The 15,801-nt window shown below is 54.6% G+C and carries 10 protein-coding genes; 7 read left to right on the forward strand and 3 right to left on the reverse strand.

Features of this window, described 5'->3' with window-relative positions:
* Positions 1-215 precede the first annotated feature (215 nt).
* From acsA to ABH899_RS14070, 4 genes are all read left to right on the forward strand, one after another.
* Positions 216-1,946, forward strand: a complete 1,731-nt coding sequence (gene acsA, locus ABH899_RS14055) for an acetate--CoA ligase (protein ID WP_369997132.1) — start codon at positions 216-218, stop codon at positions 1,944-1,946.
* 276 nt (positions 1,947-2,222) lie between these two features.
* A complete protein-coding gene (locus tag ABH899_RS14060; protein ID WP_009674265.1) occupies positions 2,223-2,648 on the forward strand; it encodes a DMT family transporter in 426 nt (141 codons plus the stop codon).
* Positions 2,649-2,712: 64 nt separating this feature from the next.
* On the forward strand, positions 2,713-3,411 hold the full coding sequence (locus tag ABH899_RS14065; protein ID WP_009674241.1) for a Crp/Fnr family transcriptional regulator: 699 nt from the start codon (positions 2,713-2,715) through the stop codon (positions 3,409-3,411).
* A gap of 67 nt (positions 3,412-3,478) precedes the next feature.
* A complete protein-coding gene (locus ABH899_RS14070; RefSeq protein ID WP_369997136.1) occupies positions 3,479-3,964 on the forward strand; it encodes a DMT family transporter in 486 nt (161 codons plus the stop codon).
* A 28-nt stretch (positions 3,965-3,992) separates the two neighbouring features.
* Here the strand turns inward: ABH899_RS14070 and ABH899_RS14075 are convergent, their stop codons facing one another.
* Complete coding sequence (locus ABH899_RS14075) at positions 3,993-7,193, reverse strand: ATP-binding protein (protein ID WP_369997138.1); 3,201 nt, start codon at positions 7,191-7,193, stop codon at positions 3,993-3,995.
* 250 nt (positions 7,194-7,443) lie between these two features.
* Between ABH899_RS14075 and ABH899_RS14080 the strand changes: the two genes are divergently transcribed.
* The 3 genes from ABH899_RS14080 (at position 7,444) to ABH899_RS14090 (ending at position 13,515) form a co-directional block, all read left to right on the forward strand.
* Positions 7,444-8,592 (forward strand): response regulator, encoded by a 1,149-nt coding sequence (locus ABH899_RS14080; protein WP_369997141.1) that lies wholly within the window; start codon positions 7,444-7,446, stop codon positions 8,590-8,592.
* A gap of 397 nt (positions 8,593-8,989) precedes the next feature.
* Positions 8,990-12,748, forward strand: a complete 3,759-nt coding sequence (locus ABH899_RS14085) for a collagen binding domain-containing protein (protein WP_369997144.1) — start codon at positions 8,990-8,992, stop codon at positions 12,746-12,748.
* Between the two features lie 128 nt (positions 12,749-12,876).
* On the forward strand, positions 12,877-13,515 hold the full coding sequence (locus ABH899_RS14090; protein WP_369997147.1) for a class D sortase: 639 nt from the start codon (positions 12,877-12,879) through the stop codon (positions 13,513-13,515).
* 267 nt (positions 13,516-13,782) lie between these two features.
* On the opposite strand, the gene ABH899_RS14095 is transcribed toward ABH899_RS14090, so the two are convergent.
* Together ABH899_RS14095 and ABH899_RS14100 are read right to left on the reverse strand one after the other, a co-directional pair.
* Positions 13,783-14,790: a FecCD family ABC transporter permease gene (locus ABH899_RS14095; RefSeq protein WP_009674253.1), complete on the reverse strand. Its 1,008-nt coding sequence runs from the start codon at positions 14,788-14,790 to the stop codon at positions 13,783-13,785.
* Positions 14,787-15,797: a FecCD family ABC transporter permease gene (locus tag ABH899_RS14100; RefSeq protein ID WP_369997150.1), complete on the reverse strand. Its 1,011-nt coding sequence runs from the start codon at positions 15,795-15,797 to the stop codon at positions 14,787-14,789. The genes ABH899_RS14095 and ABH899_RS14100 overlap by 4 nt, the downstream gene beginning before the upstream one ends.
* Positions 15,798-15,801 lie beyond the last annotated feature (4 nt).

A 15,801-nucleotide genomic window follows, 5' to 3' on the forward strand; every position in this document is an offset into this window, starting at 1 on the left:
ATACTGATAATGATTATCATTGTCAATAAAAGAGAGGGCTGGCGCGCTGCGGCAGGGCACAATCATGGGCCGGTTACCTCCGGGTAAAATGCCGTTTCTTCGTCCGTTTTTTATTGTCGTGTCCGTGAATGTAAGATATAATCAATTCCGATGGAATTTATTAGGATAAATTACAAATTGAATTCGGGAAAGAAAATGGGAGGATGAGTGCAAGGATGACGATGCAAACGGAAGAACAGGAAATCATACCGGTTCTTACATCGGGTAATAATCTGGCCGATTACGAAGAGGCGTACGCCAATTTCGACTGGGCGGATGTGGAGAAGGAATTTACGTGGTCCCGCACGGGGAAAGTAAATATCGCTTACGAGGCGCTTGACCGCCATGTGGAAGAAGGCCGGGGGGACAAAACGGCGCTTATTTACACGGACGCGGCACGGAATGAATCGTATACGTTTGCACAAATGAAAACACTTTCAGACAAATTCGGTCATGCTCTGCGGTCTCTCGGCATCGGCAAAGGAGATCGTATTTTCGTGTTTATGCCGCGTTCTCCGGAGCTCTATACGGCTTATATCGGGGCCGTAAAAATCGGGGCGATCGTCGGCCCGCTGTTCGAAGCTTTTATGGAAGCGGCGGTGAAGGATCGGCTTCTGGATTCCGAAGCCGTAGCTATTGTCACGACCCCTGCGCTTAAAGACCGCATTCCCGTTTCCGAGCTGCCCGCGCTCAAGCATGTCATCGTGGTCGGCGAGAACAGCGAGCCGGGCGACAGGGAAATTTCCTACGATGATCTGATGGCAAAAGCGTCCGATGAGCTGGAAATCGAGTGGGTTGGATTGGAAGACGGCATGCAGCTGCATTACACATCCGGTTCCACCGGCAAACCGAAAGGGGTTCTGCACGTCCATAACGCGATGATCCAGCATCTTCATACCGCCAAAACGGTCCTGGATCTCCAGCCGGACGATATTTACTGGTGCTGTGCCGATCCCGGCTGGGTAACGGGGACCGTATACGGAATGTGGGCGCCCTGGCTGAACGGGACGACTTCGCTTGTACGCGGCGGCCGCTTCTCGTCGAATGACAGCTACCAGACGATCGAAACCTACAAAGTCACGGTGTGGTACTGGGCTCCGACCGCTTTCCGTCTGCTGATGGCGGCGGGCGACGATCTCCTCAAGCAGTTCGATCTGTCCTCTCTGCGCCACATCCTGTCCGTGGGCGAGCCTCTTAATCCCGAAGTGGTGCGCTGGGGGATGAAAGTATTCGGCAAGCGCATTCACGATACGTGGTGGATGACGGAAACCGGCGCGCAGGTCATCTGCAACTATCCGGCGATGCCGATTAAGCCCGGCTCCATGGGCAAGCCGATCCCGGGCGTAATCGCGGCCATCGTCGACGATCAAGGCAACGAGCTGCCGCCGAACCGGATGGGCAACCTTGCGGTACGCGCTCCATGGCCTTCGATGATGCGCCTCATCTGGAACAATCCCGCGAAATACGACGAGTACTACCGGCTGAAGCCGTGGTATATTTCCGGCGACTCCGCTTACAAGGACGAGGAAGGATACTTCTGGTTCCAGGGCCGCGTCGACGATGTGATCAACACGTCCGGCGAGCGTGTCGGGCCTTTCGAAGTCGAGAGCAAGCTGGTGGAACATCCGGCCGTTGCGGAAGCGGGCGTAATCGGCAAACCGGACCCGGTGCGCGGCGAAATTATTAAAGCGTTTATCGCGCTGCGGGACGGCTACGAGCCTTCAGAGGAATTGATCAAAGAAATTCAGCAGTTTGTCAAAAAAGGTCTCGCGGCCCACGCGGCTCCCCGTGAAATCGAGTTCCGCGACAAGCTCCCGAAGACGCGCTCCGGCAAAATTATGCGCCGCGTTTTGAAGGCTTGGGAACTGGGGCTGCCTACCGGCGACCTGTCTACACTGGAAGATTAATTCATCCTCTTCGTTTGCTTGCCGTCTCCGGAGCTTGCGAAGGAACGACTAAGCCCCGGTGCCGTTAGTTAAGCGGACGGTTTTTATGCAGGTCTCCGCACACTGCTGCTTTAAAGCAGCACCCGAATAACCGGCCTCCCGAGAGGCCGGTTATTTTTTTCGGGATTCCGGTGAGCTTGGAAGCCTTTTATGGACTTTCAGGACATATGTCCTTTTCTGCACTCCTATGGCTGGGATTTAATAAGAAAGAAGTTCTAAGCGAAGGAGACGGCCGCAATGAAAGGGATTTTATTTGCATTTTTAGGCGGGGCATGCATTACGCTGCAGGGTGTCGCCAACGCACGCATCAGCCACGATATCGGCACGTGGCAGGCCGCCACGATAACCCAGCTGACGGGCTTTCTGATAGCGCTGGTTATCCTGCTTTTTGTGCGGGACGGCAGCCTGCAAAGTTTCAAAGGGATTAAGCCGCTCTATCTGATCGGAGGCGCACTGGGAGCGGTCATCATTTTCAGCGAGGTCACGGCCATTCAGAAAATCGGGGTTACGTTTACGATTGCCGCGCTGCTGATCGCTCAGCTCAGCCTTACATTTCTCGTCGATATCAACGGATGGTTCGGCGTCGCCAAACAAAAAATGAAGCTGCCGCAGTTCATCGGTATCGGGTTAATGATCGCGGGTGTCGTGATCCTGAAACTGTGATAGGATAATGATTCGAGGAAAGGATAAGGAAAAGGAAAAGGAAAAGGCTGGAGGTGGACCGGCAGTGAAAGAAATTCAGGACCGGGAGCAGTTGTCCCGTTATTTGCGGGAACACCGGCTGGAAACGGTTTTTAACGAAGCCTTGAACCCTCATTTGTCTCTGTTCAGCTTCGAGCAGGGAGAGATGATCTGTTCCAGGGGCGAGCCGGCCCGCTATTTGTATGTGCTGGTTAAAGGGAAAATTAAAATTTACACGTCCTCCGCGGAAGGCAAAACGCTGATTCTCTGCTTCAAGACGCCGATTGAAGTGATCGGGGATATTGAATATATACGAGGAAGCGATATCGTGAACACGGTTGAAGCCGTATCGCCGGTTCACATGATCGGAATTCATCACCGCTGGCTCAAGAAGTACGGGAACGATCACGCTCCGCTGCTGCGATTTTTATTGGGGATTATTACGCAGAAATTTTACATCGACTCGAATTTTTCCAGTTTTAATTTGATGTATCCGGTAGAAGTTCGGCTCGCCAGCTACTTGCTGTCGGTTTTCTGTGAAGAGTCGGATAATCTCGTCCGGGGGCAACTGAGCACGACTCATCTCATGGATGCGGCTAATTTGATCGGAACGAGCTACAGGCATCTGAACAGGGTGATCCAAAAGTTTTGCAGCGAAGGGCTGCTTCAGCGTACGAGAGGGTTTATTACGATTAAAGACCGGGAAGGGCTGAGCGCGCTGGCCGGTCACAATATTTATGAGTGATACAGTTTAGCGGTCCTCACCGTGTGCGGGGAATAGCGTTATTTGTAGAAAGAAGGGGAGCAAAACCATGATACTGGGGATAATGCTGGCGGTTCTGGCCGGTTCGCTGGTCAGCCTGCAGACGGTTTTCAACAGCAAAGTAAACGAGCGGACGGGATCTTGGGCAACGACGACCCTGGTACTCGGAATGGGGTTCCTGGCTTCGTTGACCATCAGTCTGCTGGTGGAAGGGAAGCAAACGTTCGCCCTGCAAAACATGCAGCTGTGGTATTGGGTAAGCGGCATGATCGGCGTCGGCGTCGTTATCTGCCTCGTACAGGGAATGAAGCTTCTGGGCCCGACATATGCCATTTCAATCGTGCTGACGGCGCAGCTCAGTTTTGCCCTGCTGTGGGACTCGCTGGGATGGCTGGGACTGGAGAAGGTGCCGTTTACGCTGAACAAGCTGATCGGAGTGCTGGTCATCGTCGCCGGCATCGTGCTGTTCAAATTCGGCGGCAGGCAAGGAGCCGAGCCGTCCGCGGCCAAGACGCCGCAAGGATTGCCGGACTGACGGATGTGCGGGAAATCAACAGAAAAACTCAGTCTCTCCCCGGAGAGACTGAGTTTTTCTGTTGTTTACGCGGCTGCAAGCTATCGCCTGACATTGAACTGGCGGGGATGAAGAAAGAAACGGCGGTCCCGAGACCGGGAGAGCTTTCGAGCGTCAATCCCGTGCCGTACATGTGCCGCAGCCGGCGGTCGGTGTTCGCCAGCCCGATTCCCCGGCGCTCTTCTCCGGCGTGGACGCCCTGGAGCTTCCCCAGGATTGCCGGGTCCATCCCCGTGCCGTTGTCCGTAACACGGACTTCCGTCCCGTTTTCGCGATTTTTCACTTCGATCCGGATAACGCCTCCCGACTTTTTGTCAGGCACCCCGTGGATGAGGGCATTTTCAACCAGCGGCTGTATGGATAGAGGCGGAAGTCTGAGCCCGGGAATGTCATCGATCTCCCAGTGGATGCGGAGCCTGTTTCCGTGGCGGACGGTTTCTACAGCGAGATAAGAGCGGACAAGCTCAAGCTCTCTTTGAAGAGGGATAAGCTGCTCTGAGTTTTGAAAATCGAAGCTGTTTTGCAAGTAAGCGGAAAATTGCTCCAGAAGCGACCTCATTTTTGCCGGGTCGATTTCGCTTAGGATGGAGATGGAGTTTATCGCGTTGAAGAAAAAATGCGGCTTGATTTGAGCCTGCAGCCATGCGGCTTCCATGCGCAGCCGTTCTTCTACCGACAGTTTGAGGCCGATCAGGGAGCGGACCCGCGCCTTCAGGTCGTAAGCGCCCAGCGGCTTCGTGACATAATCGTTCGCGCCTGCCAGAAAGCCCGCCGTAATATCTTGCGGGCTGCTCCGTGCCGTAAGCAGGAGGACGGGCAGCTCGGCCAGCGTATGCCTGCCGCGGATGGTCCGGGTCAGTTCGTAACCGGACATGAGCGGCATCATGACGTCACTGACGACAAGGTCCCAGCCGGTTCCGTCCAATAGGGACAGAGCTTCTCGGCCGCTTGCTGCCGTTTCGACGCGGTAGCCTTCGGATGCCAGCAGGTTGCGAAGCACCGTCAGGTTGACGGGATCGTCGTCGACGACAAGAATACTCGGCCGCTTCTCCGGCCAACCGGTCTGCTCTTGCGGGACGGCTTGCGCGGCCTGTCCGGTCGGGCTGGCTGGGGAGAGTTCTTCTTCGGCGGCCGCTAAGGGAGCGGGGGACAGGGCGTCGTGCCCGAAGGGACCGTTCTTGTCCGGTCCGGCGGGATAAGCCGGATAGACAGCGGCCCGGAACGGCTCCGCGAGAGGCAGCGTAAAAGAAAATACACTGCCCTGCCCGGGCACGGAGGAAGCTTCGAGCACGCCGCCGTGCAGTTCCACCAGGCTTTTGCAGATGCCAAGACCGAGCCCCATCCCTCCACCGGGTGAGGTAATCCCGGAATCGGCCTGCTCATAGGGCTGAAATAATTGGACCAACTGCCGCTCGTCCATGCCGATTCCCGTGTCTGCAATCCGGATTTCGGCGTGACCGTCCCGGACACGCGCTTCGATGACAATCGTCCCCTCGTTCGTAAATTTAATAGCGTTGTGGACGAGATTAAACAGGATCTGGGTCAGCCTGTTCTCATCGGCAAGGACGGGCGGAAATGTTTCGGGAATATCCAGCTTCAGTTCCAGGGGCTTGCCGCCGGTCATATAACGCAGCATATCCGCCACGCCGGCCGCGACGGACTGAATTTTCAGCTCCTTCGGCTGCAGGCGGACGCGGTTTTCTTTTAATAACGTGATGTCCAGCAAATCATTGAGCAGCAGAGACATCCGCTGCCCGACCGTCAAGAGCAGTTCCATGTTTTTTCTGCTGTCCTCCGTAAGCCTGACCTGTTCCGTGTGGAGAACCGTCTGAGCCATATTCAAAATTCCGTGCAGCGGATTCCTCAGTTCGTGGGACGTGTTAGCGAGGAAGTCATCCTTCCGTTTGTCTTCCTTTTGCAATCTTTCGGCAAGCTCCGCCGTCCTGGCGGAAGTGCGGAAATAACGTTTAAACCAGTAGGCGGCAAGCGCAAACAAAGCGGCAAGCAGGTCAAGCGGATAAAAATCCGGTTCCGGACCGGTTACCGGCTCTATGGCGGCCCAGAACACGTTGGAGACGACCGCCGTAATCCCGAGCAGCAGAAACATGCCGTCCTCCTTTTCCCTTTTTACCGTTCTCAGCATAAGGACAAGAAAGACGAGATCCGTCGACAAGCCGGATAACGTTAAAAATAAGGAAGAGCGGGAGACCATATAAGCGGGCGCGAACAGAATGAACAAGGTGTACAGGACATAAACAAATTGAAGCATTCTAAAAATCCGTTTGCCGGTCTGTTTGAGAAACCACAGTCTTGCGAGTTGAATCAGGCAAAGGGCGATTCCCGTGTAGGCGATCAATATCGTCCTCGTGGCGGTTTCGTAACCCATATTCAGCCAGACGGCCAGGGGTTTGCCGTCGTCCAAAAGCACGGCGACCGCCGCAAAGAGACCCAGCGAAGCAAATGTGAGGACGGATTTGCGCTGCGCGCCGATCAAATAAAGCAGCACCGCATAGGCCGAGTGGATCAGCAGAACGAGGGCGATGGCAAGCTGCGAACCGATGCCGATCCATACGGTGCGCGTCAGGGCGCCCTCTTCACCGAAACGGACCGAACCCGTAATGCCTCCGGCTTTCATAGAGGACGGACTGGCTGCATGAATGATCAGATCCGCTTGGCCGCTGTCCGCCGTAAACGTGACGAAGGAGGGGCGGTAGCCCGGGATAAAGCCTTCGACTGTCTCCGCCGGCCGGCCGATTAGATGGATCGGCTGACCGTTTACGAACACGCCGGAAGCCGAGCGGATATCGGGCAGGCGGATGCTGAATGTCAGCTTCGTATCACGGGGTAGAGACACACGCAGCCGGTAACTGCCGAAGCGGTAGCTGTCTTTCGCTTCCGTGGCAAAGGCCTGCTCCCAGGAACCGGGAACCTGCAAAACCTGCATCCTCGCCGGTGCCTCCGACCCGCTTTCGAAAGGAATCAGTTGATTGGGATAAAATTCCCATTCGCCGTCAAGCGTTACCAGCGGATTTTCGGCAAAATCCCAGTTCTGCAAATTGAGCGATCCTTTAACGGCCGGAGGATGAGCGGGGATGGAGGTCATTTGGGACCAGATCAGACGCAGTCCGCCGAGCGACAGGAAAAAAAGAAGCACCCATATAAACACTCTTAATTTTTTGTAGGTTTTCATCTTGTTGCATTTCTACAAACTTCCTTGAAATCCTTTCACATCTCAAAATGCGTTTCCGTACGATCTAATTCTTTTGGCCTGATAAAAATAGGTAGGAAGGCTCTTACATTTCTGATATGGTAGAGAAGAGGGTGCGAAAACCCAACCCTTGTTTTTTGGACCAAAAGCCGATCTATCACAACACGATAAAAGACCGATAAGATACATAAGTTCGTTTGAAAGAATAGAGTCTGATTCGGAGGGACTGAGGATGTTAAAAGCGATAATTCTGGAAGACGAGCCCCTTGCCGCTTTGCAGATGAACCGCATGCTGGAAGCAATCCCGGGAATTGAAGTGGCGGGTTCCTATTCGGATGCGGACGAAGCGATAGCCAAGGCCGAAGGGCTGCAGCCGGATGTAGCGTTCATCGATATACATCTGCCCGGTAAATCCGGGATACAAGCGGCCGAGCTTCTGCAGGAGGTTTGCCCGGAATTGGACATCGTATTTGTTACGGCCTACGATAAATACGCTGTTCACGCGTTTGATTTGAACGCTGTCGACTATGTGATGAAGCCGCTGCGAAAGGAACGGCTCTTAAAAACCGTCCAGCGTCTGACGGATAAAACGCAGCTCTTCCGCCGCGCCCGTACGGACGATTCGTCCCGCTCCATGCGGATTCGTCTGCTGCAGACGATACAATTCGAACGCCTGAACGGTACCGTAGAGCGGTTGAAGTGGCGTACCGCCAAAGCGCAGGAGCTCTTCGCCTACTTGATTCATCACCGTGGACAGGCTATCCGTAAAAGCGACCTGCAGGAGATGTTCTGGCCGGATATGGAGGCCAAGAAAGCGGCCGCACATCTGTATACGACGATCTATCATATCCGGCAGGCGTTAAAACATACGGGAACGGATATCGGAATCCGGAGTATGAACATAAAAGAAGGTTATATACTGGACGCCGGAGACATCCGGATCGACTCGGAGGAATGGGAGCAGGATCTGAGCCGGCTGGAAGCCGTTCATACCGGCAATGCGGCGGAGCATCGCAAGGTGCTGGATCTGTATCCCGGAGACTTTCTGGCGGATTGCGATTATCTCTGGGCGGAGAATGAGCGGCAGCGGCTGCGCATTTTGTGGATCGAGCATGCGCGGAAGCTGGGAGAATTTTATGCCGGTCATGGCCAGGTTAATGAAGCCGTCATGATTTACAGCCGGATGCAGGAGAAATACCCGCACTTCGAAGGCAGCTATTTCCCGCTGATGAAGCTGTATGCTTCTCTTAGGGACCGCAAGGCCGTAGAAGAACAATTCAACCGGCTGGGCGCGCTGCTCAAAGAAATGGACGTGCTTCCCGAGGGTTCCGTTCAAATGTGGATGGAAGAGTGGAGGGAAGGCGCCGCAAGTGTGCTTTGAACAGGAGGCCGTCCTTTTTTCGGCAAGCCGCTTATCAGGAAAACCGGGCTGTATATACAGGCCGGTTTTTTTGTGCCGCTCCCGTTGTTTAGATTTTGTCGAGATGGCCGCGCTACAATACAAAGTGTGCCTTTTTGCGGCATAAACGGATCGGGAGAAAGGAGAGAAACAGGAGAGATCAGACCCTGATGATGCCGGACGGCAAAAAAAATCACCGTTGAAGTCTCTGTCCACTTTGTATGCACTTGTCCGAAGAGATGAGGAGCCGGACGTCTTCAGCGTCTCGGAGTCTTCTTCCTGCACGGCGCAGGTGATCGATGCTCTTGCAAGTTAACTACAAACATAAGGTGATATTGACTTCAGCAAATAAATGAGGGAATGGAGGCGTGAAACGTTCATGCTGAAGCAAAAAATTAGCGCTGCACTTGTTGCGCTGCTGGTCTTCGTCCAGGTTTTTAACGGATTCGGCCAGTGGAGCGCGGCGAATGCGGCCGGTATTACCGGATCTATTTTGGACAGCGTAACCTTGGCCGTGTACGACAAGGCCGGTAACGTCGTGACTGACAATGTTTACGAACAGGGCTCCAAAGTGCAGGTGGATTATCATTGGTCTCTGCCTGACGGGCACGGTTACAAGGACGGGGATACGTTCCGTTTCACCCTGCCTACGGAGTTTCTTCTTTTCAACAACATAAGCGGACCTCTTCTCATTGAATCCGATGACGTGGGTTCGTTTACGGTCAACAAGGATACCCGTCAAGTAGTGATGACCTTCAACTCCTACATAGAGACACATGATGACGTACGCGGGATTTTAACGATCCAAACCCAGTTTGACAAACAGAAGATAACCGGCTCGACCCTTCAGAAAATTAAAATTCCGATTAAAGGCGGAGAGCAGGTCATTTCACTCCAGTTTAAACCTAACGTTGCCTCGACAATCGGAAAAAGCGGTGTTCCCCAGGGATACAATGCTAAACATATCGATTGGACCGTGGACGTTAACAAAGAATTAAAATCCGTCGAAAATGCGGTGATGACAGATCCGCTTCCGGCGGGACTTTCCGTTCCGGTTACAGCCGCGGTTTATAACCTGGACGTAAATCTGGACGGTACGGTCGTTCAGGGGGCGCTTGTCGATCCCGGCAAGTATACCTTGGACACATCGGGCGGAACGGTAAAGGTGAGTTTTGCCGATAGTCCGATTACGACCGCGTACCGCGTTCAGTTTACTACGCCCGTAACGGACGGCTCACCGGCGACATTTAACAACACGGCCACGTTTAAGGGCAGCAACCAGAGCGCGGTCAGCGCGAGCGCGACCGTAACCGTACAGCGCGGAAGCGCGCTCAGCAAGAGCTCCGTAAGCTACGACGCGGCCACACAAACGATCGGCTGGGCCATCAAGTATAATTACAACGAAAGAGCGATATCCCAGACGAACGCCGTTCTGACCGATTTGTTCGACAATGCTCACGAACTGGTAGCGAACTCGGTCAAAGTGTACCCGGTTACGCTGGATAACGCAGGTAACGAAACGGTCGGCGGCGAAATTCCGGCCGGCGATTATACGGTGACATCCGCATCCGCTGCCGGTAAGAACGGGTTTAAGCTGCAGTTCAATCAGCCGGTTAGCACCGCTTATAAAGTGGCCTATCAGACCAAGACGGCCGACCGCGTGATCGCCGACGGAACCATCGCCAATAAAGTGACGTCGGGAAGCGGAGACAGTGCGACCGATAGCCGTACAATCAAACAGGTCGTGCTGATTAAGAGCATGGATGCCGCTAATTATCAGGACAAAACGGCTTCTTGGACATTAACGGTAAACGGCGATAAGCAGCCCATGAGCGAAGTCGTCATTACGGATGCGTTCCCGAATAAGGGGATGAAGATCGTACCGGGCACGTTTAAAGTCAAGCAGGGAAGCACGGTTTTGAACAGCCCTGGCGACTATACGCTGGACGGTACGGTAACGGAAGATTCCGGATTCAAGCTGACCTTCGCGGGTCCTTTCTCGGAGACCGTTACGATCAGCTATAAAACGGAGTACAATTTCGATTGGATTACGCCTCCGGGCAGCACGAAGAACTTTGTGAACAATGCGGGCATCACGTGGAAAGACAGCACATCCGCAGCGCAAACAAAGTCCGTATCGGCTACTTTCACCCCGCGCAGCGAGGCTAAAAACAACGGATTCAAAAACGGTTCGTACAATGCCTCGACGAAACAGCTAAGCTGGACAATCGGCGTCAACTACAACGGAAAGCCTCTCACAAGCCCGAGCGTCGAAGACCTTCTCGAATCGAAACAAACTCTGGTCCCGGGCTCGCTTGCTCTGTATACGATGAATATTGCAGCGAACGGAAACCCTTCCCTGGGTACGATCATCGACAGCTCCGAGTACAGCTATTCGGTTGACAGTGCGAATAAGCTGGTGGTGACGCTTCTTAAGCCATCCTCCACTCCGTTCTATATTGTTTATAAAACGAGTTTGGACGGGGAGCTTATCGACAGCACGGTTAACAACACGGCGGAATTGTTCGACGCTACCGCTCCCGTATCGGAGAAATTGACCGCCAAGGTGACGATTCCGAAAGGCGGCGAGTACGTCAACAAAACCGGTTCCCAAAGCGGAGACAAAATCAACTGGACCATTCATATCAACCGGGGACAATCTACGGTAGCGGATGCCAAAATCGTGGATACGCCTACAGAGAACCAACTGCTCATGCCGGAATCGTTCCGATTGTACACGACGACTGTAGCCGCTAACGGAGACGTTGTCAAAAGCACCGAGGCTGCCAAAGGGAATGATTACAAGCTTGTGATATTGACGGACGACGATGGCAAGCAGACGTTCGAGCTAAGCTTCCTGCATGAAATTACAGCGCCTTACGTTCTGGACTATCAGTCTTTAATCGTTGCGAACGATCAGGATACGGTTTCCAACAAAGTCAGCTTTAGCGGAAATAACGTAAGCGTGGTATCGAAAGAAACCACCGACAGCATCATCGTCGGAGTATCCAGCGGTTCCGGTACAGGCAGCGGGATCAGAGGTTCGCTTACCGTCAAAAAAACGGATGCGGCCGACTCTTCGCACTTGCTTCAGGGTGCCGTGTTCGAACTGTACCGCAAATCCGGAAGCTCGCGTTCCCTGATTGATAGCGGAACAACGGATTCGACAGGCACATTGATCTTTAAAAAGCTGCTGGCCGGCGATTATATCATCAAAGAGAAAGCGGCGCCGTCCGGTTATGTGCTTGACAATACCGACCGTCCCGTTACGATTAATTCCACAGCCGGCTTCACACTGAACGTGACAAACGCCAAGGTGTCCGTACCGACACCGACACCTACACCGCCGGTGACACCAACACCGACACCGCCGGTGACGCCAACACCGACACCGCCGGTGACACCGACACCAACACCGCCGGTGACACCGACACCGACACCGCCGGTGACACCAACACCGACACCGCCGGTGACACCGACACCGACACCGCCGGTGACGCCAACACCGACACCGTCGTCGTCACCGTCCGATAATTCGTCGTCGGAGACACCAACACCGACGCCGACACCATCGGTGACGCCAACGCCGACACCGTCGATAACACCGACGCCGACACCATCGGTGACGCCGACGCCGACACCGTCGGTGACGCCAACGCCGACACCGTCGGTAACCCCGACGCCGACACCGCCGGTGACGCCAACACCGACACCGTCGGTGACGCCAACTCCGGAGCCAACGTCCTCTCCGGCCGCAGGTAAAGTCACAACGGACAAAGATACGCCTACCGGAGGAAAAGTCGATGTACCGGAAGGGCAGAAGCCGTTGATCGGCAAGCAGCCGGAACACGGCAAAGTGACGATTGACGAAAACGGCCGTTGGACGTATACCCCCGATCCAGGCTATACAGGCAAGGACCGCTTTACCGTAGCGGCCAAGGACAGCCAAGGCAACGAAACGACCCTTGCGCTTCTGGATGTCACGGTGCAGACAAAGCCGATTACTGGACAAGGTAACCTACCGGCGGCCGTACTTCCTCAAACGGGTGAAACCGGCCGTTGGAGTGTACAAGCCGCAGGTATCGCTTTAATTGTGCTCGGACTGCTTTGGAGAAGAAAGTTAGCCCTAAAAAAATAAAAGGCGGCTATTGAAGGATGGACACCCTTTAAGTAAACTTTGTTTAGAGACTAAACGGGTTTGCTTAAAGGGTTTTTCTACGGGGGAAAGAAACGGGACTAAAATTAAAATCAAAGCGGGGCGTTCAGATGACAAAACGGATACTCCCTCTGCTGTGCGTGATCCTGGGCATCGCTGTCTTTCTGTATCCGACTCTGCAGGACCGATACGAGAATATACAGCAGAGCAGGCTGCTGGAGCAGTGGCAGACCAATTTGAGGATTATCGACCAATCGGAGCCGGAGAACGAAACAGACGCTTCTTCTGCCGGACAAGCTCCGAGCGCAGCGGAAGACCCGATTTCACTTGCGACGGGCGGTAAACACGTGGAGGGGGTCCTGGTGATCGACAAAATCCAGTTGAAGCTCCCCGTTCTGACAGACGCCACTACAGAAAACATGAAGATTTCTCTCGCAAGCATCTCCAATACGGGGAAACCGGGGCAAATCGGAAACTATGCCATTGCCGGTCACCGAAACTTCACTTACGGAAAAAACTTTAACCGGCTGGATGAAGTGGCCGTCGGCGATACGATCGAAGTGGACACTTCATCCGGGAAGTTTATTTACCAAGTCAAAGAGAAGCGGTACGTACTGCCGCATCAGGTGGAGGTACTTCAAGGCAACGGCAAGGATAGTGAAATTACTCTCATCACTTGCCACCCGATGAAAAATCCGACCCACCGGATTATCGTCAAGGGGACGCTGATCAAATCCGTGGCCGTGTAGACTCCTTTACGCACAAGGGGCGGGATATCGCGGTATTAATCCCCCACAAACGTTTCCGGGGTTGTTTTGCCGCCCGGCTCTACCGGCTGGATCGGAACCCGGAATTTTACCGGCAAAAAGCCACTGAACCGGGCGGCTTACTCAATTTTGCCCGCCGGTTTTTCCAAAACTGATCGGTCCCGATCTTCTGAAATGAGTAAGGAGATCGCGCTTTACCGAATCCGGGCACAGAAAAGAACCCGTCAGCCTCTGCGCTGACGGGTTCTTTTATTTTTTCAGCAATAAATAGATGAAGTAAGGAGCGCCGATCAAGGCGACCATAATCCCCGCCGCGATGCCGTCGGGCTCGATAATATTGCGGCCGATCGTATCGGCAACGAGAAGCATCCAGCCGCCGAGCAGGATGGCGAGGGGAATAAACATCTGGTTTCTAGGGCCTACGAGCGATTTCGCGATATGCGGCGCCATAAGACCGATAAAGGAGATCCCGCCTGTTACGGAAACGACGGAGGCCGCCAGTGCGATGGCAGCAAGCAGCAAGACGGCCCGCTCCTTTTCGACCGCGACGCCGACGCCGACCGCGACGCTTTCGCTCATGCCGAGCAGGTTCAGGCGGTTGGCTTTGTACAGGACGAACGGGATGAGGAGGACCAGCCAAGGGAGAATGGCGCCGATAAACGGCCAATCCGCTCCCCAGATGCTTCCGGCCAGCCATTTCGCGATGAAATCGACCTTGACCCGTTCCGCGGACGAGATGATCACAATCATGACGCCGGACAGCGCCATGGAAAATCCTACGCCGATCAGTACGAGTCTTACGGGCTGCAGGCCGGTTTTTCGGCTGTACGACAGCAGGTAGATCAGGCAGGCGGTAATCAGAGCGCCCAGGAAAGCGACGACAGGCAGCAGATAGACGAAAGATCCGGGATCGATCGGAACGAATAAAAAGAAAACGGCAATGGCGACGCCGGCGCCGGAATTAATCCCGATAATACCCGGATCGGCCAGGTCGTTGCGGGTAATGCCCTGGAGAACCGCTCCGGACAGGGCAAGTCCCATTCCCGCCAGAAGGGTGATGATAATCCGCGGCAGCCGTATGGAGAACAAGACAAAATTTTCTTTGAAAGAGCCTTGCCCAAGCAGGGTGGGAAGCAGTCGGTCGTACGACAGGGAAGAATACCCGAGGCCCATTCCGGCCAGGATGGTTAACGCAATAAGCACGATAGCGCCCGCGACCAGAAGCCGCTGTTTTCTGATTAGAGAAGGATGGATCATGACAGGGCTCTCCCTCCTTTGCGTTCAATGAGCAGGAAGAAAGGCAGACCCAGCATAGCTACGATCGCGGCCGCAGGCGTTTCGTAGGGGGCATGGATAGTCCGCGCGAGCGTGTCGGCGAAGAGCATGAAAGACGCGCCGCATACGGCCGACATGGGTAAGATGAGCCGGTAATCGGTTCCGACGATGGCACGGACGATATGGGGAACCAGCAGGCCGATAAACGCCATATTTCCGACGAGAGCGACGGAAGCGCCGGCGAGCAGAACGACGACCACAAAAAGGATCGCTTTCACCCGGAGCGTCTTCTGGCCCAGCCCTACGGCAACCTCTTCGCTCAAGCTGAGAATGGTGAGCTGCTTCGAGAGAACGAGTGAGATAAGTATCCCTGCCGCGATAAAAGGGGCGATGGCCTGAAGCTGGCCCCAGGTCGTACCGACCAGACCGCCTGCGGTCCACATGGACACATCTTTCGAGATTTTGAAAACAAGCCCGATGCCTTCGGAAACGGCGTACAGGAAAGCGGACACGGAGGCGCCCGCCAGTACGATTCTGAGCGGAGAGAATCCGCCTTTTTTGAGTGTCCCGATGCCGAAAACGAGTCCGGCCCCGATGACGGCTCCGACGAAGCAAGCCGCCATGATCCCGAAGTAGCCCACCGCCGGGACGAACGCGATCGTGAAGGCGAGCGCGGCGTTCGCGCCGGCGGTTAAGCCGAGCAGGCCGGGGTCGGCCAGCGGGTTGCGGGTCATGCCCTGCATGACGGCTCCGGATACGGCCAGCGCCGCTCCGACGAAAATGGCGGCAACCTCGCGGGGGAGCCGAATTTCTCGGAGGAGGGTGATCTGCCCGTTCGTGGAGGAAGAGGTGAGAGCAAGCCAGACATCCTTCACGGTGACATCGGCCGCGCCGAAAAGCATAGCCGCCATAAACAGGCCGGCAAATACGAAGATACCTGCTGCAAGCTTGAATGAAAAAGGTAGGATACGCGGGTTTTGTTTGTTCATCCGT

It is taken from the genome of Paenibacillus sp. RC84 (assembly GCF_041260495.1).
In the GTDB taxonomy this organism is placed as follows: Bacteria; Bacillota; Bacilli; order Paenibacillales; family NBRC-103111; genus Paenibacillus_F.